The organism is Olivibacter sp. SA151 (genome assembly GCF_054130995.1).
This window is the reverse complement of the sequence record NZ_CP096391.1, coordinates 3,028,643-3,054,733: the sequence shown is the minus strand read 5'-3', so window position 1 is coordinate 3,054,733 and position 26,091 is coordinate 3,028,643. Positions and strand designations below refer to the sequence as shown.

At 39.2% G+C, this 26,091-nt stretch carries 29 protein-coding genes; 13 read left to right on the top strand and 16 right to left on the bottom strand.

From position 1 onward, the window contains the following. Window positions 1–34: 34 nt before the first annotated feature. Together M1D52_RS12535 and M1D52_RS12530 are read right to left on the bottom strand one after the other, a co-directional pair. The gene (locus M1D52_RS12535) at window positions 35–931 is read right to left on the bottom strand and encodes an SDR family oxidoreductase (protein ID WP_437392714.1); all 897 of its coding nucleotides are present in this window, start codon (window positions 929–931) and stop codon (window positions 35–37) included. A gap of 78 nt (window positions 932–1,009) precedes the next feature. Further along, window positions 1,010–1,204, bottom strand: a complete 195-nt coding sequence (locus M1D52_RS12530; protein WP_437392713.1) for a hypothetical protein — start codon at window positions 1,202–1,204, stop codon at window positions 1,010–1,012. Between the two features lie 278 nt (window positions 1,205–1,482). Between M1D52_RS12530 and M1D52_RS12525 the strand changes: the two genes are divergently transcribed. After that, window positions 1,483–1,653, top strand: a complete 171-nt coding sequence (locus M1D52_RS12525; RefSeq protein WP_437392712.1) for a hypothetical protein — start codon at window positions 1,483–1,485, stop codon at window positions 1,651–1,653. A 27-nt stretch (window positions 1,654–1,680) separates the two neighbouring features. Here the strand turns inward: M1D52_RS12525 and M1D52_RS12520 are convergent, their stop codons facing one another. The 3 genes from M1D52_RS12520 to M1D52_RS12510 all read right to left on the bottom strand — a co-directional run bounded on the left by M1D52_RS12520 (window position 1,681) and on the right by M1D52_RS12510 (window position 3,038). Beyond that, on the bottom strand, window positions 1,681–1,881 hold the full coding sequence (locus tag M1D52_RS12520) for a hypothetical protein (protein ID WP_013667063.1): 201 nt from the start codon (window positions 1,879–1,881) through the stop codon (window positions 1,681–1,683). Between the two features lie 138 nt (window positions 1,882–2,019). Next, on the bottom strand, window positions 2,020–2,226 hold the full coding sequence (locus M1D52_RS12515) for a KTSC domain-containing protein (protein ID WP_013667064.1): 207 nt from the start codon (window positions 2,224–2,226) through the stop codon (window positions 2,020–2,022). A 17-nt stretch (window positions 2,227–2,243) separates the two neighbouring features. Beyond that, window positions 2,244–3,038, bottom strand: a complete 795-nt coding sequence (locus M1D52_RS12510) for an adenine nucleotide alpha hydrolase family protein (RefSeq protein ID WP_041387560.1) — start codon at window positions 3,036–3,038, stop codon at window positions 2,244–2,246. Window positions 3,039–3,226: 188 nt separating this feature from the next. Between M1D52_RS12510 and M1D52_RS12505 the strand changes: the two genes are divergently transcribed. The 4 genes from M1D52_RS12505 (at window position 3,227) to M1D52_RS12490 (ending at window position 6,270) form a co-directional block, all read left to right on the top strand. Beyond that, entirely contained in the window at window positions 3,227–3,970 is a 744-nt protein-coding gene (locus M1D52_RS12505) for a nucleotidyltransferase (protein ID WP_013667066.1), read from the top strand. Beyond that, entirely contained in the window at window positions 3,970–4,719 is a 750-nt protein-coding gene (locus M1D52_RS12500; protein ID WP_013667067.1) for a metallophosphoesterase family protein, read from the top strand. Before M1D52_RS12505 ends, M1D52_RS12500 begins: the two co-directional genes overlap by 1 nt. A gap of 111 nt (window positions 4,720–4,830) precedes the next feature. Continuing rightward, window positions 4,831–5,481, top strand: a complete 651-nt coding sequence (locus M1D52_RS12495; protein WP_437392711.1) for a response regulator — start codon at window positions 4,831–4,833, stop codon at window positions 5,479–5,481. Window positions 5,482–5,631: 150 nt separating this feature from the next. After that, entirely contained in the window at window positions 5,632–6,270 is a 639-nt protein-coding gene (locus M1D52_RS12490; RefSeq protein WP_013667069.1) for a response regulator transcription factor, read from the top strand. 216 nt (window positions 6,271–6,486) lie between these two features. Here M1D52_RS12490 and M1D52_RS12485 read toward each other — a convergent pair whose 3' ends face one another. Both M1D52_RS12485 and M1D52_RS12480 read right to left on the bottom strand, forming a co-directional pair. Further along, on the bottom strand, window positions 6,487–7,005 hold the full coding sequence (locus M1D52_RS12485) for a GNAT family N-acetyltransferase (RefSeq protein WP_013667070.1): 519 nt from the start codon (window positions 7,003–7,005) through the stop codon (window positions 6,487–6,489). Window positions 7,006–7,216: 211 nt separating this feature from the next. Then, entirely contained in the window at window positions 7,217–7,435 is a 219-nt protein-coding gene (locus tag M1D52_RS12480; protein ID WP_013667072.1) for a hypothetical protein, read from the bottom strand. A gap of 598 nt (window positions 7,436–8,033) precedes the next feature. On the opposite strand from M1D52_RS12480, the gene M1D52_RS12475 reads away from it, so the two are divergent. Further along, complete coding sequence (locus M1D52_RS12475; RefSeq protein WP_437392710.1) at window positions 8,034–8,306, top strand: hypothetical protein; 273 nt, start codon at window positions 8,034–8,036, stop codon at window positions 8,304–8,306. On the opposite strand, the gene M1D52_RS12470 is transcribed toward M1D52_RS12475, so the two are convergent. Next, window positions 8,303–9,268 (bottom strand): TIGR03885 family FMN-dependent LLM class oxidoreductase, encoded by a 966-nt coding sequence (locus M1D52_RS12470; protein ID WP_437360876.1) that lies wholly within the window; start codon window positions 9,266–9,268, stop codon window positions 8,303–8,305. The two genes, M1D52_RS12475 and M1D52_RS12470, sit on opposite strands and share 4 nt — an antisense overlap. A gap of 180 nt (window positions 9,269–9,448) precedes the next feature. Further along, a complete protein-coding gene (locus tag M1D52_RS12465) occupies window positions 9,449–9,712 on the bottom strand; it encodes a hypothetical protein (protein WP_437392709.1) in 264 nt (87 codons plus the stop codon). A gap of 294 nt (window positions 9,713–10,006) precedes the next feature. On the opposite strand from M1D52_RS12465, the gene M1D52_RS12460 reads away from it, so the two are divergent. Genes M1D52_RS12460 through M1D52_RS12450 form a run of 3 tightly spaced genes read left to right on the top strand, consistent with a single transcriptional unit; the run spans window position 10,007 to window position 13,742 of the window. Continuing rightward, window positions 10,007–11,782 (top strand): carbamoyltransferase family protein, encoded by a 1,776-nt coding sequence (locus M1D52_RS12460; protein ID WP_457941557.1) that lies wholly within the window; start codon window positions 10,007–10,009, stop codon window positions 11,780–11,782. A gap of 8 nt (window positions 11,783–11,790) precedes the next feature. Further along, on the top strand, window positions 11,791–12,780 hold the full coding sequence (locus M1D52_RS12455; RefSeq protein ID WP_013667077.1) for a glycosyltransferase family 2 protein: 990 nt from the start codon (window positions 11,791–11,793) through the stop codon (window positions 12,778–12,780). Then, window positions 12,777–13,742, top strand: coding sequence for a glycosyltransferase family 9 protein (locus M1D52_RS12450; protein ID WP_013667078.1), 966 nt, complete (start codon window positions 12,777–12,779; stop codon window positions 13,740–13,742). The genes M1D52_RS12455 and M1D52_RS12450 overlap by 4 nt, the downstream gene beginning before the upstream one ends. A 2-nt stretch (window positions 13,743–13,744) precedes the next feature. Here the strand turns inward: M1D52_RS12450 and M1D52_RS12445 are convergent, their stop codons facing one another. The 4 genes from M1D52_RS12445 to M1D52_RS12430 are packed head-to-tail and all read right to left on the bottom strand — an operon-like array spanning window position 13,745 to window position 18,831. Beyond that, on the bottom strand, window positions 13,745–14,812 hold the full coding sequence (locus M1D52_RS12445; RefSeq protein ID WP_013667079.1) for a glycosyltransferase family 9 protein: 1,068 nt from the start codon (window positions 14,810–14,812) through the stop codon (window positions 13,745–13,747). Beyond that, window positions 14,813–16,309: a D-glycero-beta-D-manno-heptose 1-phosphate adenylyltransferase gene (rfaE2, locus tag M1D52_RS12440; protein ID WP_437392707.1), complete on the bottom strand. Its 1,497-nt coding sequence runs from the start codon at window positions 16,307–16,309 to the stop codon at window positions 14,813–14,815. It lies immediately after the preceding gene. Continuing rightward, complete coding sequence (locus M1D52_RS12435) at window positions 16,272–16,892, bottom strand: D-glycero-alpha-D-manno-heptose-1,7-bisphosphate 7-phosphatase (RefSeq protein WP_013667081.1); 621 nt, start codon at window positions 16,890–16,892, stop codon at window positions 16,272–16,274. Before M1D52_RS12435 ends, rfaE2 begins: the two co-directional genes overlap by 38 nt. Then, the gene (locus tag M1D52_RS12430; RefSeq protein WP_437392706.1) at window positions 16,882–18,831 is read right to left on the bottom strand and encodes a glycosyltransferase; all 1,950 of its coding nucleotides are present in this window, start codon (window positions 18,829–18,831) and stop codon (window positions 16,882–16,884) included. Before M1D52_RS12430 ends, M1D52_RS12435 begins: the two co-directional genes overlap by 11 nt. A 458-nt stretch (window positions 18,832–19,289) precedes the next feature. Between M1D52_RS12430 and M1D52_RS12425 the strand changes: the two genes are divergently transcribed. Then, a complete protein-coding gene (locus tag M1D52_RS12425; RefSeq protein ID WP_437392705.1) occupies window positions 19,290–19,766 on the top strand; it encodes a hypothetical protein in 477 nt (158 codons plus the stop codon). Here M1D52_RS12425 and M1D52_RS12420 read toward each other — a convergent pair. After that, entirely contained in the window at window positions 19,763–20,917 is a 1,155-nt protein-coding gene (locus tag M1D52_RS12420; protein WP_013667084.1) for a baeRF7 domain-containing protein, read from the bottom strand. The two genes, M1D52_RS12425 and M1D52_RS12420, sit on opposite strands and share 4 nt — an antisense overlap. Before the next feature lie 38 nt (window positions 20,918–20,955). Beyond that, window positions 20,956–21,531: a DUF4142 domain-containing protein gene (locus tag M1D52_RS12415; RefSeq protein ID WP_013667085.1), complete on the bottom strand. Its 576-nt coding sequence runs from the start codon at window positions 21,529–21,531 to the stop codon at window positions 20,956–20,958. Window positions 21,532–21,890: 359 nt separating this feature from the next. Between M1D52_RS12415 and M1D52_RS12410 the strand changes: the two genes are divergently transcribed. The 3 genes from M1D52_RS12410 to M1D52_RS12400 all read left to right on the top strand — a co-directional run bounded on the left by M1D52_RS12410 (window position 21,891) and on the right by M1D52_RS12400 (window position 23,797). Then, window positions 21,891–22,337, top strand: coding sequence for a low affinity iron permease family protein (locus M1D52_RS12410; RefSeq protein WP_437392704.1), 447 nt, complete (start codon window positions 21,891–21,893; stop codon window positions 22,335–22,337). Between the two features lie 277 nt (window positions 22,338–22,614). Beyond that, complete coding sequence (locus M1D52_RS12405) at window positions 22,615–23,076, top strand: ferritin-like domain-containing protein (RefSeq protein ID WP_130855877.1); 462 nt, start codon at window positions 22,615–22,617, stop codon at window positions 23,074–23,076. Window positions 23,077–23,161: 85 nt separating this feature from the next. Continuing rightward, complete coding sequence (locus M1D52_RS12400; RefSeq protein ID WP_041387569.1) at window positions 23,162–23,797, top strand: LuxR C-terminal-related transcriptional regulator; 636 nt, start codon at window positions 23,162–23,164, stop codon at window positions 23,795–23,797. Between the two features lie 75 nt (window positions 23,798–23,872). Here M1D52_RS12400 and M1D52_RS12395 read toward each other — a convergent pair whose 3' ends face one another. Next, entirely contained in the window at window positions 23,873–26,062 is a 2,190-nt protein-coding gene (locus M1D52_RS12395; protein ID WP_437360892.1) for an ATP-dependent helicase, read from the bottom strand. Between the last annotated feature and the right edge of the window lie 29 nt (window positions 26,063–26,091).

Genomic DNA, 26,091 nt, shown 5'->3' with positions numbered 1-26,091 from the left:
TGTTAAGAAGATATAAATTTAAAATCTGTCTATACTAAATAGTAACTCGTCCACCGGTAGCGGGTATCGTTGCCCCCGAGATATAGCTGCTTTCGTCAGACGCCAAAAAAACGTAAATCGGAGCCATTTCAGCAGGTTGGGCCGGACGTCCCATTGGCGTATTTTCACCGAACTTATCCGCATTAGGCATCGTAGAAGGAATTAAAGGCGTCCATACAGGACCAGGGGCAACTGCATTGACTCGTATACCCTTCTTTTGCTCTAGAAATAATTGTGCTAGGTTCGACGTGAAGTTTTGTATCGCGCCTTTTGTAGCTGCATATGCTAATAATATGGGCGTGGGAGAATAGGCATTTACAGAAGTGGTGTTAATAATACTTGCGCCCTTTTTCATGTAAGGTTCCGCGGCCTTGCATAAATAATACATACTATGAATATTTGTAGCGAAGGTGTGTTCCCACTCTCCTTCCGGTATATCCTGTAAGCTTTCTCGTCCCATTTGAAATGCGGCATTGTTCACAAGAATATCTACTTGTCCAAATTCGGTAATCGCCTGTTCAACTAGCGATCGACAATGAGATGCCTCGCCTATGTCACCTTTTACAAGGAGCGCTTTGGTTCCTGCTTCTTGCACCCATCGGGCCGTGTCCTTCGCATCTTCATCTTCAACATCTGCCAAATAGCTGATGAGAACATCAGCGCCCTCGCGTGCAAAGGCGATTGCAACTGCTTTTCCAATACCCGAATCGCCTCCTGTAATAATGGCTTTCTTTCCTTTCAACTTACCTGTCCCTCGATAACTTTCTTCTCCATGATCAGCCTTTGGCTCCATTTCCCGCTCAACTCCGGGTGCTTCCTGCTCTTGTTGAGGGAAGGGCGGTATCGGGTGTTTTTTTTGCGGATCTTGTACATTTTGATTAGAACTGCTCATTACTTTTCTCATTAAGGTTAATAGAAAACAAGAAAGAGCCATTATATGGGTTTTCCTTTCTTGTTGGTTCATTGTTAATTAAGGCATCGATGTTGTATCCATTGCGGTATCAACCGGTGCTGCCATTCCTGAAGTATCATTAGGATGCATGGGTTCTTGTAATGTATCTGTTCCATCCCCAGCTCCCATACCATCGTTTGTATCGCCTTGACGATTACTGCATCCGATAAAAATAAATGCTGCTACTGCAGCTGTAAACAATAACTTTTTCATAAGGATATATTATAAATTCAACTAAACTTTACTTCCATTGCTAAAAAACCGAGCCAAGCATATTTTTTTACTGAAATGAATAAAAAAATAAAATCTATTCAAAGATTACTAACGATAAGACGCGTTGGAGATTGAAAGAATTCCGGATAAATAAACAACTTATCCATTTATTAGTACATCTGATAAAACCGGGCCGGGAGATGAGATGCGATTGGTCAATTTGTAAGGGTAGCGGAACGGCGTTTGCTATAAGTTTAGAAAGATAAAATGACTATTATATGGCTCGGAAAAAGAAAAACGAACGTAATCAGCAACTGAACAATGGCGGGACAGATGAACGGAAAGGTACGTTACGGAAAAAGAACCCGGACAAAAAGCCTGGCAGAATTAAGCAACCTGCAATTGAAAAGGAGGCACTTATTATTAATGAAAAAGGGAGGAAATTGTAGAATAAGTTTCGTGTCGGTTTGTATCCGTTAACTTTTATTTTTCTCCCCTAGTTTGTCCTCATCATTTGCATTCTGCCAGTCTTCTGTATTTTTTGGAACCTCATTTATCTGGTCCTTCTGTGGATCTACTCCAGCTTCATAGGATAAATCGGGCTTGTCCTCTTCTTCCCTCTTTTTAGAGGCTTTGTTTTTTAAAGGGGATAAGCGCTTGTCTTTTCTTATAGCCATTTTTTTTTATTAAGGTAATCACGTGTATAGCACATAAATTATTCCAAGTAGAACAGCGACAAAAAATGTAGTCATGCTATGTATTCTGTTTTAATCCTTTGAGCGCGCTATGGCCGTAATATCCAGTTTTAATTATGTTCAAATTTGTGATTCTCTTTTTTTAAATGGATAGTTTCCCCGTATCTTTTTATTGAAAAAAGCACCTTTCGAACGGGCGTGGATCAGTTCCTCATAAATTATGGGTGGAACATTGTAATAAAGATACAGCAAGCCAGTAGTGAAAACGATTTGAAGAACTTCGGTGTCTGCATTGTAATGAACGGAATCTATAACAGTGGAGGGCATAGCTATATAATTTTGACTTAGTCACATTTTACGAATAATGTTGGTCGCATTACCTGAACTTGCGTAAGTTCCTTAAAAAGATTTTTAGACAATATCTTTTTCACAAAGGTCTTGGCAATTGAAGTCACAACTAATACATCTATATCCTCTTCATTTATCGCCCGTTTAACTCCTTCAAGGACGGTATCTGCTTCTACTACTAAAAAGTGAATATCAACCTTCTCGATATTTCCCCTAATGTCAAGTTCCCATTCACGCATTCGTTCGTATGCCAACTCTTTTTTTTCCTCATTTGCCACATGAAATACCGTTATATCTAGTTTCCCATCAAATAACTGTTCAACAAGTTTAATGCTTTCTATTTCGTTTTCATGAAAACTCGTCATCACGCCAACATGACGAAGATTTGGCAAGTGCTGGCTTTCGGGAAGTACCAATACAGGCGTATAGCATTGCTCTACTAATCCCTCAGTAAGGTCGCGCGACGCATAATGTAAAATATCTGCATACTGTCCGGATACAATGAGATCAAAGTGTTCGCTCTTGTTTAAATCCAAAAGGAACTGCAAGATGTCACCTTGTATTGCCTCTCCCCTAATGTGGACAAGCGGAAAATCGTTTTTCGCCTGCCTCATTAAGTGTTCAAGCTTTTGATCAATATCCTCTTTATTCTCGGACTTGTCATTTTCGAATGACAAAATAATGAATACCGACCAATCGAAGAGATTCGCTTTCTTTAATACAAACTGCAGAACATAAAAGGTTTTTACTGAGAAATTCAATGGTATTAATACTTTTTTTCTTCCAGACATAATAGTTTGAATATTACCTTATTGTGTTGTCAAACAAATAGATTCGGTTAAGGTTTGAAAGCTATAGCAGATTAGGAGGTTCAGGAAAACTCCTTTTAATCCCGTTATTCATGAGTGAAGTATATTCAATACGGAAAAAGAACAAAAAAGACGGAGATGCTGTTATAACCTTATAGAATGCTAAACTTATGATAGAAACACAGGAGCAAAAAGATATTTCCAATGCATTTTTTAAAGAAGCATTAAAACTTTTAAATGATAGCGGTAGTCCGTACATGCTAGGTGGCGCCTTTGCCATGTTTCATTATACCGGTATTTTTAGAAATACAAAGGATCTCGATATTTTCTGTAAAAGCAGTGAATATCCAAAAATCCTGAAGCATTTCGCCTTGAATGGTTATCGAACCGAATTGACCGATGCGAGGTGGCTAGCCAAAGTCTTTAAGGGAGATTATTTTATAGATATTATTTTCGATACCGTTAATAACATTTGTACGGTAGACGACAGCTGGTACGCACGTGCGAGTACCGGCGAATTTGTTGGTGTACCAGTCAAATTTATTCCCGCTGAAGAGCTGATTTGGTGTAAAATGTATGTTAGGAATCGAGAAAGAAACGACAGTGCTGATATCAATCATACCTTTTTACGATATGGAAAGCATATTGATTGGAAGCATCTTTTAAATCGCCTAGATCAACATTGGCACATTTTACTAGCGCAATTAATAACTTTTCAATTCGTTTATCCGGCCGACTATCGGCACATAGTACCTAAATGGCTTTTTGATGAACTCATAGAGCGAGCGAAAGAGCAATACGAGCTACCGCCTCCCGTTGAGAAGGTATGTAGAGGTCCTTTGATTGATCAAACGCAATATGAGGTGGATATCAAAGAATGGAATTATAAGTCATCTACAATTACAACAATTTAATGATGGGAAAGAAAGTTAAAACCACAGTAGCTGCGCTAGCAGATATTCACATTCGAGTGAGTGATAAAGGCCGTTGGGCAGATTGTTTTGAGGAAATAGCTAACAAAGCTGACGTACTGCTAATTTGTGGCGATCTTACCGATACAGGAGATGAAGATGAGGCGACCGTTTTGGCTGCTGAATTAAAATCATGTAATATACCGGTTATAGGTGTATTGGGAAATCACGATTACGAGAAAGGTAGACATAAATTAATTCGTCAGATTCTGCAAGACAGTAATATGGTCATTCTAGATGGCGAAGGTATTGTTATTGATAATATTGGTTTTGCGGGTGTAAAGGGCTTTGGTGGTGGCTTTGACGAATATATGCTATCTATGTTTGGTGAAGAGTCTATGAAGTCTTTTGTTCAAGAGGCCGTAAATGAATCGTTGCAGCTGGATCGTGCACTTGCTAGATTGGAGCAAGACAATCCTAATATTCTCAAAATCGCTTTATTACATTATTCACCTATTAAGGAAACCGTAATTGGAGAACCTGAGCAAATTTTTCCTTTTTTAGGCTCTTCGAGACTAGCAGACCCTTTACATAGGAGAAAGGTCTATGCTGCCTTTCACGGCCACGCTCATGCCGGCCAGCTCGACGGTGTGACTTCGGGCGGTGTCCGGGTCTTCAATGTGGCTTTGCCAATACTTAGAAATGAAGATCAAGCCAAGCCCTATTATCTATTAGACGTACCACATAAATAGACAAAAATACATATCGGATATTAACACGTAGGCATGCTAAAACACTTTATTAAATAGCTGTCACATTATCGTGAATCAATAAGCGATTGGCCATTAACCAAATGAGATATCATGATTAACATTATTCTAGTTGACGACCACCATATTGTAAGACAAGGCATTAGGACCTTATTGGAAATTGAATCGGATATTACGGTTGTTGGCGAAACGGATCAACAAGAACAGCTGCTTTTCCTCCTCAACGAGCGACAAACGGTGGATGCGATCGTTATGGATATCAATATGCCGGATACCGATGGTATAACCTTAACTAAGCATATTAAAAATCTTTATCCAGGTATTCATATCATCGTTCTGTCAATGATGGATCATGAAAAATATGTTTCCCAAGCCTTTGAGGCTGGTGCAACAGCATATTTGATCAAAAACGTAAGCCGTGATGAACTCTTGTTCGCGATTCGGTTTGCCGCCCAGGGTGAACCCTATATTTGTGCGGAAATTAGTTTTAAACTTTTGCGACAAGCTATGAAAGTAGTCCCTTCATCGGCCAGTGCAAATGCTACTGATTTACAAATAAATAACCGTGAAATGGAAGTTTTGGCCCTCACAGCTGATGGATTTACGAATCAGGAAATCGCAGAACGCTTGTTTACAAGTAAACGGACAGTAGAAGGATACCGCCAAAGTCTTATTGAAAAAACAGGTGTAAGAAATACTGCTGCATTAATAAAGTACGCTTATCAAAATGGTATCCTGAAATAATGTATATTACCGTATTTACCGAAGCTAATTTTGGGTATTTATACGTAATTGATGTTTCCTTTAATCACGACCTTTGTTGTCAGTCAGATTGCATAGCTGCGACGTGAATTGCGCAGAAAAGTTTAGTGGTTAATTATCTAATTCTCAATTATGAAAACCAAGTTAGCGATTGCGGACAATAATCCTATACGTCGAGATGGTATCCGAGCTATATTACAACAGGACAATATAGATGTCAATTACACCAATAACTGTCTAGAAACCTTAAAAGAGCATCTAACGGATGTCGACGTACTGATTTGGGGTAATGATCTTAACTATTCTATCGACAAGGAATTGATAGCTAAGTTGAAAGGATCCGGTAATTTAAAGATTATAATTTTAGACAACGACCATGGTTTACAGCCTGCGATCCGAGCAATGCATGCGGGGGCGCACGCCTACATTACGCAATCGGTTCAAAAAGAAGAACTTTTATTTGCAATCCGCTATGTTTTGCAAGGTAAAAAATACGTTGATCCAAGCCTAACGGTACGACTTTTTAATAAACTAAGCGACTTTGAAGATCATATTAGTACGCTGAACACCGATCTCGCGCTATCTGACAAAGAAAAGGAGGTGCTTGATTTAATGGTATGCGGCTACGCCAATAAAGAAATTGCTTACCGTTTATTTACCACAAAACGCAACATCGAAGATTTACGTCAAAACCTCATCACAAAAACCGGGGCGAAAGACAATTTAAGTCTGATATTTTATCGTCTGCATAAAGAGTTCATCCAAAATTAGATTTAGCGATTTTATCGTTGGTTTGCACTCTTTAGTACCTGCCCGAAACCGTTCGAAAGAAGTATCTGCTTTGACCGAACGGTTTCTTACAATATCAGTGTACCCTTAACAAAGTAATGGTTCTGAAAACCGGCATGTGTACTGCGATAGTGATAGATTAGGTAGGAAAAAATTAATCGGACTTGATTTTAAGTCCGATTAAATATACATAAACCATTAATAAAGTAAATTGGTCGTTCTTCTCGGAATATATTGCTGTAATATTTTACTGTAAATATTAGCATTACTACTCTTATCCATCATAAAGCCCAATTTATCCATGATCTGAATAACCTGGTCATTTATAGAATTAAGTAAAATCTTTACTTCATTGACTCCATAAAAGTATTTAGCCATCTCTAACATCTGATTGAAGGCCTCCACCATTAAACCCTTGTTTCTATATTCTGGAAGTAAGGTTCCACCCACATACATATCCTTTCTGTTTTTTCCTCCTTTATAAATCATACAAGATCCGATAATTTTATCAGGTGCTGATTTCAAACGAATGGTATATACACACTTCGCTAGCCATAACAGGCGTTTTGTAAATTCTTCCGGCGATTCATCATTTTCGTATAAATCTTGATAGTAAGTACCATACTGTTGCGGGAAAGAATGCAAATGGCAAAACTCACGTGCCTCACTTAAGGATAGTTTTCTTAAAACTATACCCGTTTTTTCATAGTTTTTCATTAGATAAATAGAATATATATATGTACTGTAAATAATTTCCCGAAACATGGAAGCCCTTGACGAACGGGGGCTTTCTTGGTACCTTTTAGTTTTCAATATTTATGCCAAAAAGAAGGAAAAGCTAGATAAAAATCAAAAAAGTATATTTTTTAGGAAAATAAATTTCATAATAGGGTAAATACGTCTTCTTCAAAAAATAAGATGCTAATTCTTAGTGGGAATAACGTTTTCCTTCTCCAATAATATGATAATTATCTAAAACAGCACGGTAACTTGGATAGTTGTGGTCAATTTTGCTGATTGGCTTCTTTCCAACCTTTTGCAAAAATTTTTTTAAATGAGGACAGTGCTTACTATTCAAGTTTGTAGGATCAATATCATCGTCCACCGCAACAGCCGTCTCCAAATCGTAACAAACTAAATAATACATGGCTTTTGTTTTTTATTTTATAACAGTTTAAACGCTTTTTTGTTTTTAAGTAAAAATTCTAGTTATGCGAAATTTAACATACGTTGTTTATATTCTACTGTTTACTATCCTGAGCACTATTGTTTTATATTTTGGACGCAGCTTTCTCCCTACCGATAGCATTGGCAGCCATTATGGCCACCTTGTTCATTGAAGTTAGCAATTGGTTGATCAACGTGGGCTGAAGCGTACCATAGCATCATCGGCCGCAGTAGACCTGATCGTGCAATTCTTTCAGACCAAATATTGGAGTTTTAATAGTAAGCCGTCAAGTGAATATTAATCCACTCCTTACGATCGTAGGCTTAGTGGCAGGTGAAGCCGTGTAGGAACCGCCGGTATGATTTTGGCCATCCCTCTACTATGTGTCATGAAGATTATCTGCGGCCAAATACCAGGCTTAGAGTCTTATGGTTTTTTAATCGGAACACAAGTAAAATAAAAGAGAAAGTTTCGGATAAGCAAAAAAAGTATAAGCTAAGCCCAGCCTATTCCCAACATCGTTTGCTGAAACAAGAGACTGTTAAAATATTTTCTACGATTATAAATGATATAAATTATGATGTTTTTAAGTTCGAACGCCCTACGCCTTCTTCGTTTACTAAGAAGGTGGTCAGTTGGATCCATAGGTAAGTTTGCAGAGGAAATGCAATTGGACCCTGAAAGCGTTCTCAAGGCAGCCTACATACTGGAGCAAAACGGCTACATTCTTACAGTAGACATCGCTGATGATTGTCCCTATCCAAATAAAATGCTCGAGATAAATGCGCTGGGACTTAGTTTTCTGGAAGGGTTTGACGGTAGAGTGGATAGCACACAAGACAAAACCTAACGCTTTTTTAGCCTTGGGACAACGAATTTTCCGAAATCACGGATAAATTCTTCTTGATAGATGTTGACATTATGAAGAATAAGATGTTCGAAGCCAAGAGACAAGTCTTGCTCCAACCACTGTAGCTGATCCTGCCAATTACTGGATACTCTTATTTTTTTGGGTATATCCTCAAAGCTAACGGATGATCCAAGCGCATCGAATTCTTCTATCGTGGCTATATCACTTAGAAGTATTGGATCTAGTAAATTATTCCTCCATTGTTCGTACGCATTTACAAGGGCCAGTTCCTCTGATGTTGCATACGACAATTGCACTTTTAAAAACATAGGTTTCCCTTCTCCGCCATTTTTCCTGAATGCAGTCACTACCTCCTTCAATTCGTTATACGGCCTGCTAATTGTAATCAAACCATCTGCCCACTTACCTACCCAACCCGCCGTCTCCACACTTACAGCAGCGCCGAAAATTGGAATGGGTTTGTTGGGTCGCGTGTTAAGTTTGGCCCTGTCCACACGTACATGACCCTCATAGCTTACTTCCTTGCCTCCCAATAAAGCGCGAATAATGGTCGCGCATTCTCTCAAACGTTCATTTCTGAATTTTTTATCGGGCCAGTTGTCTCCTGTGATGTGTTCGTTGATATTTTCGCCGCTACCCAAAGATACCCATAACCGATCTGGAAACATATATCCAAGCGTCGCAATAGCCTGGGCAATTATAGCAGGGTGATAACGCTGCCCCGGGGCGCATACAAAACCAAAAGGAAGCCTGGTAGATTGCATGGCAGCGCCTAGCCAAGTGAAAGCATAGCCGCTGTGTTGTTGGGTTGTGCTCCAAGAATGAAAATGATCAGAGCAATGTATAGCCGTAAAGCCGCACTGTTCCGCTAGTATAGCCCAATCTAATAGGTCTGTTGGGCTAAATTGTTCATGAGATGCATGATAAGCGATAGTTTGCATTTTCGTTTGTTTACGTCATACCATATTTTAGGTTGCCGGTGCTAAAAAGTCACAAACCTCTGTGCATTGTGTGAAATATGCATATTTCACGTTAGTGCTTCCTATAAAAGTAGTATACGATACTGATAGCTAACAAAAAGATAATTCCAAATAAAATAGGTGCAAACATAGCGTCTTGCGTTAAATAATAAATCTATTAAATTCATTTCGTGGCAGCCAGTAATCTTTATTTAATCTACCCGAAGCGTCATGAATCATACATCGAATATATCCCTGCCCCTTTACGTTTCCTTTGGACGTTTTGCGTTCCAAAAAGGCCTGTAATGGATCGCCGGACTCGTCAGTTTTAAAACTCAGTTCGTATTGATTGCAAGAACACGCTATGAGCGACACGCAATCGTATTTTTTATGTAAGATTTTTAATATAGGTTCTTTCAATCCCATGACATCCTTATTTACCACCTATATAAGCAACTATTGAACCTATAAAACATACATAGGTATACTTCGTGCAAAAATCCTTAGCTCAAGCAATGCGGTGCCGTTGAAGGTAATATTGGCAACATTTTATTAGTGTCCTAAAAAGTGCATAGTGCTGTACCCATTCGACGAGAAGATATAACAATAACTCAATTTTAAAGAACAAATAACTAAATGAAAAAGGGTTCTTGAGCACAAAATTGAGGGTGTAGAGAAGTGGCACTGTATATGGAATCCGATTCTTATTTAACCCTATAAATGAAAGATATGTATACCTTAGGAATTAACGCAGCTTTTCATGACTCCGCAGCTTGTTTAATCGAAAATGGACACCTAATTGCAGCCGCCGAAGATGAACGATTTACACAAATCAAACATGGTAAACGCCCCATTCCATTTTCGACCTATGAACTACCTTATCATGCAATTGATTTTTGTCTAAAGCAAGCAGGAATCACCTTGTCTGCGGTTGATCACATCGCTTATTCGTTTGATCCCTTTTTATTGGTTAACCCTGGGGATGAGAAAAGGCCATGGGCGGATATTCCTTTTGTTAGAAATACAGAACACGATAAAGATTCCGAGCCGTGGCGAAATCTTTTTCTTTCCTCTATCATTAATGCTCCACGACAATTGGTTGATGGTTACCCACACCATCTGCAATCCTCTTTTTTAAATACAAGGACAAACGATTGGATCTGGCATTTTACGGATCATCATCTGTCCCATGCAGCCAGCGCATTTTTTCCTTCTCCATTTGAGGCAGCAGCCGTGCTCGTTATGGACGGTCGGGGTGAAACAGCATCAAGTTCTTATTACGTTGGAAACCAAAATGGCTTGGAGTTGATACAACAAGTACAGTTGCCCCATTCCCTAGGCCTGTTGTATGAAGATGTCACAGCGCATCTCGGATTTCTACGATCATCTGACGAATATAAAGTAATGGCTTTAGCTTCATATGGTGAGCCTGTTTTTGTTGATGAATTTAGAGAGATTGTGCGCTTAACAGGAAGCGGACAATATGAAATAAGCGATCCGCGACTTTCTGAGAGATTTGGCCCACAACGCCTAAGAAACGCTCCCTTTACCGCACACCATTTTAACATTGCACGTTCGCTTCAGTATGTTTTAGAAGAGCGTATATTGGAGTTGTTGAATTGGTTTTATGAGGTGACGCTGGAAGAAAATCTTTGTCTCGCCGGCGGTGTATTTCTCAATTGTGTTTTGAATGCCCGTATCAGGGATAAAAGTCCATTTAAGAATGTGTGGGTGCAGCCTGCTGCCGGCGATTCCGGTACAGCTTTAGGGGCTGCTATATTAAAAGATCGGGAAGAACGTAGAGAAAGTAAAAAGACTTCGATCATGCAGGATGTATATTTAGGTCCCTCTTACTCCGATAGTGACATACAACGTATTTTGGAACGAAATAAAATTCCTTATATCAAAATGCATGACATAGTGGAAGAGACCGCAACGTTACTTGCTCAAGATAAAATTATCGGATGGTTTCAGGGTGCGATGGAATATGGTCCAAGAGCCTTGGGAAGTCGTTCTATCTTGGCTTCGCCGTTAAGTCCTGAAATGCAAGCCAAATTAAATGAGGTAAAGGATCGCGAAGACTTTCGACCCGTCGCACCTGTTGTAACGGAAGAGGACGCCGAAAATTGGTTTGTGGGAGCAAAACAGTCACCGTTTATGCTGTTCATCTATGATGTGATTCCCGATAAAGCGACGCAAATACCAGCCGTAAAGCACGTCGATGGTACTGCGCGTATTCAAACGGTTAATGAAAAACAAAATCCACTTTATTATCGACTTATCAAGGCGTTCGAACGGAAAACAGGAGTGCCTGTACTCGTAAATACCTCTTTTAACACATTGGGAAAGCCAATTGTATGCACCCCAAGAGATGCTATTGAATGCTTTTGGACATCCCCCTTCGATGCGCTTATCATAGGATCCTTTCTAATTCAGAAGGATTATGTCAATGTTCCTGAAAGAATGGTCTTGGACGAAAATCTTGTTAGTTTTTAGGGCGCAGTATGGATATGTTTAGGATAACTGTAGTAATTCCGACTTACCAAAGAACGATGTTATTGTCACGATGTCTAGACGCTTTGACTAAACAAACACTTAATCAGCGTTTATATGACATTATTGTGGTGGGTGATGGTTATGACAACGAAACGGAAGAGCTGGTAGCTACGTTTAATACCGCTTTTGAAAATCGTATAACTTATCTTTATACTGAATGCAAAAAAGGACCGGCTGCAGCCCGAAACCTAGGATGGTTATACGCTGATGGACACCTGGTTGCGTTCACTGATGATGATTGTATTCCCGATGAACTTTGGCTTCAGGAAATTTTTGACGCCTATAACGGTGAGGAGAAAATCGTATATACAGGATCAGTGTATGTACCAACCCCCGAGAGCCCGACAGATTTTGAAAGGAATACGGCACAATTGGAGGTTGCAGAGTTTATCACGGCTAATTGTATTTGTACAAAACAAGCGCTATACCATGTCGGAGGTTTTGACGAACGATTTAAAATGGCATGGAGAGAAGACAGCGACTTGCATTTTAAGCTTCTCCGTGCAAAAATCCCAATAATAAAACTTAACAAAGCCGTTGTTATTCATCCAGCTAGAAAGGCCAAATGGGGAATTAGCATAAAAGAACAAAAGAAAGGCATATATAATGCGTTATTGGCAAAGAAATTTCCAAGTCTCTATCAAGCCCGAATCGGCCATCCAACAAATGCTTTATATTACAGTCTTTTATTGCTATTGATTTCCATGGTTCTCTTATGGCATGTGAACCTGAAGTGGGCCTTTTTTGCCAGTCTAAGTTTTTGGTTGTTTCTTACCGCTAAATTTATTTTAATACGTCTGAGAGGAACCAGTAAATCACCCTCTCATATTGCAGAAATGGTTTTTACTTCAATACTAATACCGTACTTATCTATTTTTTGGCAGCTGTATGGTTCTATTAAATACCGAACCGTTTATAATATTAAGATCGGAAAATGAAATCAATCGCAATTTTCAGAGCCTTACAATTAGGAGATTTTTTATGTGCGATACCGGCAATACGCTCATTAAGACAAGCGTATCCGAATGCGCATATTGCTTGGATAGGACTGCCGGGTACACAACATCTGCAACATCGTTTTGCCAATTATATTGATGAATTCATTCCCTTCCCCGGCTATCCGGGGCTGCCTGAGCAGCCCATTGAACCGAAAAAGATTTTGGCCTTTCTACAAGATATGCAGAGGCGTAAATTTGATTTGGTAATACAAATGCAGGGAAATGGCACCTATGTTAATGCACTCGTTTCATTATTTGATGCAAATAAATTGGCTGGCTTTTTCAAGGATTCACTCTTTCGACCAAACAATGAACATTTTGTTCCCTATCCTGAACACTTGCATGAGATTGAACGGCACTTATACTTGATGCATCATCTCGGCATACCTGATGCAGGTAAACAACTCGAATTTCCGCTTCTAAAAGACGATCGTCATATCTGCGAAAAATTCCATTTAACGCCGGGGAATTTCGTTTGTATACATCCCGGGTCGCGTGGCGAATCTCGTAGATGGAATCCAAAGTACTTTGCGCAAATAGCCAACCGTTGTTTAGAAGCGGGTTATGATGTCGCTATTACGGGGACAAAAGAGGAAGAAACGATTGCTAACGAACTATCAGCGCATATGAACCGCCCGCCATTATTTCTTGTCGGTCAAACAGATTTAGATGAGATCGCCCTTTTACTTAAACAAGCGAGGGGATTATTATCCAACTGCACAGGGGTAGCCCATATAGCCTATGCACTGCAGGTGCCTGCAGTGGTCGTTAGTATGGATGGTGAACCTCATCGGTGGGGCCCCCTAACTCCTACAAGGCAGCAAATAATAGATTGTCAAAGAAAGCCAAATGTCGAAAAGGTGCTTCAACATTTCAACAATACAGTGTTGTGTAATATATAAAATCACCACATGGACAATACCGCTTGCATGATATCATTCACCGATGGTAAAGGCAAGTAGTCAGCGTAATATTTTCGATCAACATAGCGAATAACTTCATTTTTGCTTTTGATCTGTTCATCAATACTATATTCAAGCACGCGTGCATTACCCATCCAAGGATGGTGTTGTGGATTTGTTTGAGCATAAAGTACAACTAGAGGAGTCTCAACGGCCGTCGCTAAATGGACGGTAGCTGTATTGACAGATATGACAAGTTTGGACATTTGGAGAAGTGCTGCAAACTCATCTATACGGAAAAGGCCTCCGGTTGAAAAAGAGTTATCTTTCACACGATCTTTCAAGCGGTTTGTTATTGAACTTTCACTATCCGAGCCGGAAAACACAATCTGCGTATCTAATAGCTTTAACATTTCTTTAGCGAGCTCTTCCCATTTTTCTTCGGGAAACTGCCTTTTTTCTTCACTCACACCTGGATGTAGTACAATGAAAGGTTTCGATAGATTTATTCCCAAAGCTTCGAGTTTGATTCTTACGCTTGAAATGGCATTTTCCTTAATCGCTACTGTTATTTTTTTCTCCTTTGCTACAGCCCCAACACGCTCAACTAAGTCGAGATCACGTTCGACCTGAGGTTTAATAAGTTCGTAGGGTTCCTTCTCAGGAATCCAATCATTTAAAAGCTCATAAGGATTTTCTCGACAATATGCTAGACGTCTCGGAATTCCCGCCATCCATGCTAACATTGCTGCGGGTAACGGACTTTGACTGTAAACGGTAAAAATCACGCAAGCATCAAACGATGCCACTTTCAATTGTGAAACTAGTTTTTCCACTATATGAGTTGCATGATTGGCTTTTAACTTAACCCAGGGCAAATCGACTGCAATGGTTTCATCAACCATAGGCAACAGTGAAACGACTTTTGATGTATCTGTTGATGTTAACAAAGTAATCCTACAATTAAAGCTATCTTTAAGCGCTCGGATTGCGGGAGACGACATGAGCACGTCTCCTGTATTATCTGCTCGAATCACGAGTATATTCTTACAGCCATGCCATGTAGTCATTTAAGCTTTCATTTTGGTGACTTGGTTTGGAGATGAATTTTCCTGGATACGTCTAATTATGTTGGTAGTTGACTTTCCATGTGTAAAAGGTAAGAGCACCAATTTTGCACCAACTTCATTTATAGCTTGCAATTCGGGCATTTGTTTGTTTCTATAGTCCTCGCCCTTCACCACTATATCGGGTTTCAATGCCCGTATTAAATTTGCCGGGTTATCTTCATCATTTTCATTACCAAAACTTATGATATAATCAATTGATGAGAATGCTGCTAAAACATGCATTCGATCTCTCAGTATATTAATCGGTCTGCTTTTTCCTTTTAAACGGCGCACGCTTTCATCGGAATTTACACCAACAATTAGTACATCGCCCATTTTTCTTGCTTCCTGTAGGTAGTGTGTGTGCCCGCAATGCATGATGTCAAAGCAGCCATTCGTGAAAATAATTCGCTTATTCCTTGCCTTAAGTTGATCTGTAAGGCTAGTCAATAACGACGTAGAAGTTAAAATTTTTGTCTTATTCACTATTTTATCAACAATATCTATTGCATGACAAACGGAGGTTCCCGACTTTTCAATTACACAATGTGAAGCGATGGCCGCAATTTGGGCGGCTTCTATCTTCTCAGCATTGGAAACAAGTGCCAAAGTTGCTGTAGCCAGGTAGGTGTCTCCTGCCCCACAGACATTTGGATTATAAACGGGATCGGCCGGTAGATGTAAGGATTTTTGCCCTCTTTCGATCCAAACAGCACCATCCGAATCCAAGGTAAGAGCAACATATTTAGCCCTCGTTTTTTCGATGAGTTGCTTGGAAATTTGGTCTACCTGCGCAATCCTATCAGGCATAGTTTCTATATTAAGTAAATTAAGGGCCTGTTTATAATTTGGCTTCACCACAGTCGGCCTCAATGCGCTAAAAGAAAACAATCGCTTGGAATCGATCGCTATGAACCTTGGGTAACGCGTCTGTAGCTGAATCAATGCAGCGATTACGCGTGCACTGATTACGCCCTTTTCATAATCGGCAATTATTACAGCATCGCAAGCTTGATATGCATCCGCTAAGAGGTCAATCAGAAGCGATTCTGAAGATTCGCTCAGGGAACAGTGATCACCTTCATCAAAACGAACAATCGTATGTTGATCTGCAAGAATACGTGTTTTCACTTCCGTTCTTCTTTTATTATCATGCACCAGATATTGTTCTTGAATTTTATGCTGCTTTAATAAAGGCTTTACAGACGATTCATAAAGGTCTTCTCCAATGACACTGCAAAGGAGCGTCGTAGCTCCTAGCGCCTGAAGATTTGCAGCTACATTTCCGGCCCCACCCAAGCATAGCATCTTTTTTTGCACATCCACTACAGGAACCGGAGCTTCAGGAGAGATCCTGCTAGTCGTTCCGTTTATGAAAACGTCTAAAATAAAATCGCCAATAACGAGTACTTTCTTTTCTTTAAACTGATGGACTAAATCTATTAATCTTTGGCTCATGATCTACTGTACTTAAATGAGTTATAATTCTATTAGCAGCTTCTAAAAAATCAGATGCAACATAGTATGGTCTCCTATAATAACCATCAACCATCCACTCTGTCTCATTGCCGTTATCTATAAGTATGGTTTTACATCCTGCACGATTTCCTGCTTCAACATCATTCAAGATATCACCTATCATCCAAGATTGACTTAGTGAAATGTGATGGTCTTCGGCAGCCCGCTCAAGCAATCCGGGCCGGGGTTTTCTACAGTTGCATGCATAGGAAAAACGAGAGACAATACCGTCAGGATGATGAGGACAGAAATAAAACCCTTCAAAAGGTGGTAATCCTTCTTCAATAAACAGTCGGGCCAATGCTTTTTTTACCTCAAAAATCTCATCTTCCGTGAAATAACCTTTTGCGACCCCGGACTGATTCGTTATGATGATAAAGACAAAACCGTTAGCTGCTAATTCCTTTAAACCTCGGACAACCCCTTTTTCAAAGGTAATTCTATTTGGGTCGACGTTATAAGGAATGTCTGGTATGATCGTTCCGTCTTTATCTAAGAACACTGCCTTTCTATTAACTTGCATGATGTTGTTTTGTCAGATAATATGCGTTGGTGTTTAAAACCGCGTATCCTAAGCGTTCATCCCGGTTTTTCATTAATCGCTTAGTAGTTGCCCTTAATTCACCGGTCTCGCGGACCAATCCCTCCGACGAAAACATACGTTGTTCAATCAACGTGCAGATCGAATGGATAACATGTAATTGTATTTCCTGAATGCGTTGTGTACTATCGGAAGGGACAATGATATTAACATCTCCGAAACGATAGGCTTCTCCTCCTTTCTTCCCCAGTAAATTAATACAGATCATTCCCAGTTCCTTAGCCTTTTTTATTGCGTGCAATATGTTTTCTGAGTTACCGCTTGTGCTAATTGTAAACAAGATATCGCCCTTATTACCAAGGGCCTCGACTTGTCTCGCGAATACTTCTTCGAAACAAAAATCGTTTGCCCATGCCGTTAACGTAGACGTATCGGCAGTAAGTGCGATGGCTGGAAGAGCTGGCCTTCGCTCAATGTCGAAACGACCTACAAGCTCTGCAGCGAAATGTTGGCTCTCTGCCGCACTTCCTCCGTTGCCACATATTAGCATCTTCTTGCCCTTTGAAAAGCCTTTGCAGATAACACTGCCAGCTTCCAGGATAGCAGGCGAAAGTAGAGCGGCTGAGAACTGAAATGTGGAAGCCGCTTCTTCAAACGCATGTGCTATAAGTTGCGACTCATCTCTATAAACAATAAAATCCGGATCAATAAGCGACTCATATATCATCATAATCGCATTACTGACGTTCCGCCAGGTAAAAAGATGATTTACTCTATCGATACCCTGTAATCCCATTAAACCACCCTCCGATTTCAAAAGCCTTTGTATCTTGTTTGCCAATTCAACAGGTTTTTTAGGCGGTACTAAATAGCCCGTCACTCCATCTACAACGCTATATTTAATGCCTCCTACGTTTGAACCGATTACAGGTGTCCCACAGGCCATTGCTTCCAAAGGTGTAATTCCAAAGGGCTCGTACCACGGAGTGGAAACAAAAACATCTGCTGCACTGTAATAATATTTCAATTCTTCTCGCTTCTTTGGTCCAACAAACTCGACGTATGAGGAAACACCTTCCTCTTCTACGATTTTCTGAAGGCGCTTCAATTCAGCACTGGCCATAAATTGTTCAGCGTTTCCTTCTCCTCCTACAACCAGAAGTCTTAGTTTAAAATCCCCTTTTAAGTATTTTAGCGCATGGATTACGTTATCCACTCCTTTTCTCGGAACCATGCGTCCTAATTGTAAAATAATTTTTTCATCATTCTGAAGTCCTAAAAGCATACGTGCGTACATTTTATCGATAGGATAAAATTCCGTGGGATTAAAACCACAAGGGACAACGGCTATTCGTTTCGCATTAGCGTTGTACATGCTAATTAAATCTTGTTTATCTTGTGGACATTCAGCAATAATGCAATCGGCTTCTCTCGCGATATTTTCTTCAATAGTCACTCGTTCTTGAGGAAATTTATCATCTTCCTGTAAATGTAATCGCCGAACTTTACCCAGGGCGTGGAACGTCACAACCAATGGAATACGATATCTCAATTTTAGGGATAGACCAACCCATGCCGACATCCAAAAGTTGGCGTGTATTAAAGCATAATTTATTCCTTCTGATTCAATAAAGGTGATCATGTCGTCCTTAAAGGCCTCCATGAAGTCAAATAATTGTTCTTTTGGTATGCTTTGCTGTGGCCCTGCATTGACATGGATAACTCTTACATCCGGAAACAGTTGCACTATTCGAGGTAGTCTATCGCAATCACTTCGTGTAAAAATGTCAATAGCATAGCCGTCTTTGGCGAGCTGTCTGGCGAGCTCCGTAACATACACATTCTGTCCTCCACTGTCTATTCCGCCTAACACGGCAAGGGGTGAGGCATGTTCGCTTATAAATGCAATTCTCTTCTTCATAATTATTCTGGATAATATGCTATTGAAATTCCCTGTAATCAGTATCTTTATTTTGCTTACGTAGTACAACTGATTAAAACATTGTACCGTGGCAGACGCCATGCTGCTTGACGAAGAGATAGCAATCAATACTTATAATTAAATTTTTCTAACCTTCGTTTCTTATAAAGAAACAAGACATATACCTAAAAAAAGAATAGAATTTGTTTTACGTAAGGTAAAAAAGAAAAAGCTCTGTAGTTGTTAGATTAGCAGAGCATTAGAAATAAGGACGATTTTATAATGAGATCGATATACAAAACCGGTCTGGTTTTCAAGCTGTCCTAAAAAGTAAATAGGCCTGTTTGCAAAAGCAGATATCTTCTTGACAACCAACTGCTAATGTGCTAACAGGGGTAAACAGCCCTTTGCTTAGCATAAAGGAATAATCATTGCTTGACAAAATAAAATTTCATAAAATGCTTTTTATTAAACTCATATTATCCGGATTGAGCGCAACCATACTGATGGTACTCGTACAAAAACTATACGTTACGGTTAGTCAAAGGGGAATTACGCTAACCGAATTATTTAGTTATTTACTAATTGAAACGCGTAAGGAGGAAACGAGGCCCACGGGAATGTCCTATCGTTTATACATAGGCTTTATTGTGTGTTATTTGTTGGGGGTCTTTTTCGTTGGCGTTTATTATCTGTTATGGCGCCTTGACGTAGGAAGATTTGATGTAATAACGGCGCTTCTATTTGGAGCCGCCCATGGATTAGCGAGTATTTTGCTCGTTAGAATTACCTTAAAGAAACACTTAATCTCTCTTGGTATAAATGCTCATTTTTACCTAGGTTTATTTTTTGCACATATCATGTTTTCATTAACTGCGATCGTGACATTCAATTTAGTCACGCAAATTATGCGCGTAGGCGAAATACAACCTTAATAACGGAGGCTTGCAACGAGCAATTTTGCGTCGGGCATTTCTTCTTCGGATAACACATATATATTTCCACCGTTCTGAATAGTATGAATGATCGCTTGATTAACAAGACACTCATCACCATATTCTTTTTCGGTATGGAGCGTTACTTGATTACGATCCTTGTCAAATTTTCCCCATGCATGACTTCGTTCTTTGACAAAAAGGTTTTCTACTTGTCCGAAAAAACTGGCTGTAATGACTTTCGAAAAGTCGTCGCAGCTGGTCCCTCCTCCAAGATTGTTATAATAGTTTGCTAACGCGCTTCTGGCCGGTTTCTTCAAAAAAGGGATCATCATATTTCTCGATTTTTCAAAAATGATGTGGGTGTCTACCCGCTCGTAATTACCGGCTAAATATTCAGGTACAATATTTCCATACCGACTGATCTGTCTATATTTCGCTGCCATATATGCTACCCCGGCTAATAGTAAAGGCGCTTTCTCATTTCCCAATTTTTCCTTCCATAATGTTTGATCGACCTCTTTTAAATAAGCTGCCACATATTCTTCTTCATCTGCGAGTCCAGCGTCATGCCCATGAGCACTACCTATGCCGGTTGCTGGGCTCCCTCCTGCTCTGAACAACCTCTGGCCACTTTTCTCTTCAAAATGGATGACATCGTCCATACCTCTTGGTAAACCCTCAATGCTCAGTTCTTCAATAGAAAAGGCAGTCCCTTTATAAAAAGCCGTTGCGTTTTTACTAATGGCTAGTACATAGAAATGTATATCATTATTAAGTAGCGGGAAAATAGGTGTGAGATAAAAGGTGTTATTAACATAGACTTCCTCTTTTATTGATATGGGTAGTTTTTTGACCAAAAAAGAGTCTGCTGTGATGAATAGCGCCAAACCATAATCCAGTTTATACCAAAATTCCTTATCATCTAACAATTCATAGCTTGGCTTAAGCAATTGTTGTATGTCTGCTTTGTCTCCGCCTGAATCAAGAACCTGCTTTTCCACATTCTTCAATATATTCTTATATAATAACCGGTCTTGTTTTTCGTTCACTTCAAAACCGGAACGGTGGGTTGGCATGTAGATGGTGATACAGCGATCGCTTTTTACATTTGCCAACCCTAGAAATTGCTCTCTCGATATGGTGTCCATAATCATTGTCTTTTTAATGGGTTTGAATATTTAGCTAGTTAATTAAGCTTGCTGCTTAGTTTCTTCGCAATTTGAAGGTGATTTCTTATAATGGGTATGTTTTTGTTAGCAAATGATTGTATATGTACATCCTTAGCATGCGCTCCAGCTTGGTCAAATAAGGTTAACGACGTTGTATGGTCTTCGATCATTTGTTGTAAAAAAGCACTTTCAAATTCTTTCCCCGACTTACTTCTTAGGCGATTAAGCTTGTCTGTGTGTGCGTCATCTAAACTTTCTGGGATTTGCACTCGTCTCTCTGCTACAATATCCTTCATGTCTTTAGTCAATTGTTGATGTTGTGTAATCAACAGTTTAGCATAACTTTGGATGGCTGTATCCCTAGACTTCTCGCTCGCCAACTTACCCGCTTCGATCTCTCCCATTCCAGACCTTATAACTGCATTCACAAAGGCTTTATCTTCAGACTCCAAAATTCCCGAGTCAGCTTCCATTTTGTTGGCAATAGAATCCTCCATGCTCAAAGGTCTATTTCTGTATTTGTTTCGTTCTTGTTCGTTACAGCTTAGTATAAAGAATAACGAACCTATCGCAATTGCCACTTTGAACATCATAAAAACTTTTTATTATAATGAAACAATTAATATACCCATTTCATTTGCTGGTGTTTAAAGGCTTTTAAAATAAAAAATGCCAGTGTTTTCGTCGTCTTGACATAATAACTAATCCACTTTTCTATACAACACATAAAACCATACCAATCATTTCGGTCGGTCCATAATTTGCATAAAACCTGTTTTCTCGCCGCGGCGCTTACCTTTTAAGGTTGACCATAGCAGTCCATTTTTTTATTTCTTGGTTATCGCAGTACTTAATTCGTTTGTATTCGAAAACTTTCAATTCCTATTCTATGTTCTTAAGAAGAATCCCACAGAATAAGGTGTTCTGTATACAGATCATAAAAAAGATTTATATGTCAACTAATAATTTTTTTGAAAAATTCTCCGATAAAATAACCGGCTGGACAGGGAGTTCTACTGCCTTCGGAATAGCCTTTGGAATTGTCATCGGTTGGGGGCTCTCCGGGCCGATTTTTAAATATTCTGACACTTGGCAGCTTGTAATTAACACAGGAACTACAATTGTTACGTTTTTGATGGTGTTTTTGATTCAAAAGTCACAAAACAAAGACTCAAGGGCAATCCAGCTAAAGTTAAATGAACTTGTTGCCGCGAATAAAAAAGCGAGTAACCGTATGGTGGACGTTGAAGATTTTACAGAGGAAGAGCTAGATATGCTCCATAAATTTTACGAAAAGCTGGCGGATAAGGCCAAACAGGAATCAGATATTCATCAATCACATTCTATAGGAGATGCAAAAGGAATCAATAAGTCGAAAAAAAAAGGAGCAGACGAATAGCTCATCTCAACCCGGCCATTTATCCCTGTTCTATATAAAGACAAATGGGGTTTATTCAAATGGGGTTTATTAAGGCTATTATTTATTGCTTATCTTACTTTATGTTTTTATTTCAAGGTAGCTGTTTTGCTTTCGTTAAATGTGTTTCTAAACATTTTAAAAGTGTATTAAATTTTACATATTACTGGTACGATTCGGGCAATATGCCTCTTAAACAAAATCCCTGGAGTCACTCGATAGAAAGACGTAACGGCATGGATTTCGCTTGAATATACATATGGAAAATCTCGAAGCGAAAACACCTCTGTTGAATGACCTAATACAGCTTAATAATGACCGAATAGCTGGATACGAAAATGCTATTCAGGAATTAGATGATAATGATACTGATTTAAAATCAGAATTTCACAATTTTATAACGCAAAGCTATCAATTCCTTACCGAATTAAAGGATGAGCTCGAGCGAACCGGTGGAAAGGCAAACGATAGGGCGACCGTTGAAGGCGAGTTTTTTCGAAGTTGGATGGATATGAAGGCTTTGTTCAGCGAAGACAAGAGACGAGCAATTCTTAAAAGTTGCATAGAAGGCGAAAATATAATTTACGAAGCCTATGATTATGCAGAAAAATTGGAAGAACTCCCTTCTGATGCGCGCTTTCTTCTTTCACAACACAAACAACAATTAAAATTGGCAAGTAATAAGGTGATGACGCTCTACGAAGCTGAAAATAGAGCGTAACTAACATGTTAAAAAAAAATAAAAAACAATTTAAAAATCAACATGTTAAATCATAACACAGTACATTTACCTTATTACTTAAGCTATGAACGCGAATATCAAATTAAGAATTCAGAATCCGCTATTAAAAACCGGCTTACAAGCCATGTTAAAGGAAGAGAAGAATTTATTGTTGTTGAGAGATGAGTCTTACGACGAACTGGCAGATGTTTGTTTGTTTGAACTGAATAATGAAGACGATATTCGGTATTTGAAAAAGATGGAATCCCTATCATTGAGGTCCCGAATGCTTGCCATCTTGTCGTCTAGCGATTTATCCCTGGTTACGCAATCGCTCGAACAACAAATAGCCGGTGTAATTATGGATAACGCTTCGGAAGAAGAGCTGTTATTCGCTATCGAATACATAATCAAGGGAAACAAATATGTAGCACCCAGTATATCCTTGCAGTTTATTCAGAAACTTGGTAGCTTGGGTTCATCAACGCTTTTTTCATCCAAAATGGAATTGCTTAATCAAAAAGAGCGAGACGTATTGGAGTTAATTATGAGCGGTCATGCCAACAGGGAAATAGCCTATCAGCTATTTACCACCAAAAGGAAGATCGAGGAAATACGAAAATCTATCATGAAAAAAATAGGTGTAGACAACAATTTAAGCTTGACGGCTTTTTATCTTAATCAAGAGCTGTATCATAAGGATCATTTAGGCACAACATAAATGTATTCACAAGACAGATTACGACAGAGTAATCCGTCTCTCAATCGAGTAACAAAATCTTCCGAAATACATACGTCATTCGTTAATGATATCGTATGTGTTGTCTGATATGCCGTATAAGAATCGACTCGGTTTTGTAAATACAGCGTCCCAAGAAGAAACATAAGCTGGCATCGTGATAAACAAATTTTCCTTGGCTCTGCTACAAGCGACGTAAAATAAACGTCGCTCCTCCTCTATTTCTTCTAAAGATGCCATTGATCTTACCGAAGGCAAGATACCATCAAGGGCAAACGGAACAAAAACGGTATGCCATTCCAAACCTTTAGCAGAATGTATCGTTGAAATCGTAAGAGGTTTTTCGTCACTTTCATCAAAGGGTATAGTCTTATCCTGATATCGGTTGGATGGAGGCTCTAACGTAAAATCAGCTAAAAATTTCTCTAAATCTTCGTATTTAGCTGCAATCTCTGCAAATATCTCAAGATCAATTTCTCTGGCGTCAAAATCGTCTTCCAATTGTTTTAATAGCGGTTTATAAAATTCATAGATCGGAGGAATTAAATCGACGGGTGCAGAACCTAATTGCTGCATTCGATTAAATAGATCTAAAAGTTCTTTTAAATGTTCTCCATGCTTTTTCCCTTCAAACAAATTAGTTTCAATTCGACCGTGTTGCTCATGTATTTTAACAATAATTTCTTTTGCGCGTACGTCGCCAATGCCTTCGAGCAACTTTAGAATACGATGCCAGGCCACGGCGTCCATCGGATTCATCATAATTTTTAGGAAGGACACCATGTCCTTGACATGTCTTCTTTCACCGAATTTTATTCCTCCTACTACAATGAATGGAATATTCCTCTTCATCAATTCTGCTTGTACAAAATTGGATTGCCATGAGGCTCTGCTTAATATAGCGAAATCAGAATATTCTAAATCATTTTCCTTCAGTGTCATGATGGTGTCCACAATATAAGCCGCTTCTTCGGTCGTATCGACTAACCGATTTATGCGAGGCTTTCGTCCCTTATGTAATCGAGAAAATAATTCTTTTTTAAAACCGATCCGAGCACTTTCCATCAGCTTGTTTGTAAAATCCAAAATGCGTTGTGTACTCCGATAGTTCTCCTCAATTTTTACTACCCCACAATTTTCAAAATGTTGTGGGAAACGAAGAATATTCTCGAAGTTAGCTCCACGGAATGAATAGATACTTTGTGCATCGTCACCGACAACCGTTATGTTTCCTTTTTGTGATAACAATTCCACGATCTCGCGTTGAATATTGTTTGTATCTTGATACTCATCTACTAAAATGTAAGCTACTTTCGCCTGTAGCACTTGTCTGAAATGCGTATTAGTTTTTAGTTTATCACGTAATATATCAATCAAGTCATCGTAATCCATTAAGTTCGACCGCTGCTTGTATGCAGCGAGCAAAGTATAAATTCGCTGAAAGTCTTTTACAAATCGCTCATATTCGGGAAAATATTCGGCAATAACATTCTCAATACCCAATTCATGATTCTTTGCTTTAGAGAAGATACTCTGAATCGTACTTGATTTAGGAAAATGCTTACTTCCTTTTTTTGGCGTTAAGTTTAATTCGGTTTTTAGAAGGCTGATGATATCGACCACATCCTCGCCATCAATGATGGTAAAGTTTGGTGGAAGGCCGACTAAAGCATGGTACTTTCGCAATGCATAATTAGCAAAAGAGTGAAAAGTTCCACCTAGTACGTTCGTAATAGACTTTGCATGCAGCAACTTTTGTACCCGGTTAAGCATTTCATTAGCCGATTTCCTCGTAAAAGTGAGCAGCAAAATCTCGTTTGGTTCAAATCCCTTTTCAATTAGATAGCTTACTTTATAAGTAATAACACGCGTCTTACCTGTACCGGCTCCTGCAATAACCAATAAGGGCTTATCTAGGGTACATACTGCAGCTAACTGCTGTGGATTTAGCTCTTTTTTATAGTTGATTTTAAGATTGGAAAGATCATAAGTACGGTAAATATCAACAAGCTTCTCATCAATATGCTTTGCAGCATCCATTAATGTCCGTAGATACGTAGGGATTTGCGTATCAAAATTCTCAACTTGAAGGGGTTTACTTAATAGGTCTTTGAGCCCTTCTTTTTTTTGCTTGGAGTAGCTTACTATGTTTGTATCAAACAGCAAACCATCCAACAAACGGTCCAAATCTACCGACTGTCCTTCCCTATCGTCCCGCTTATTTTTATCGTCATTGGTCGGATCCATATCAAAAGCTATTACTAATGAATTAAAGA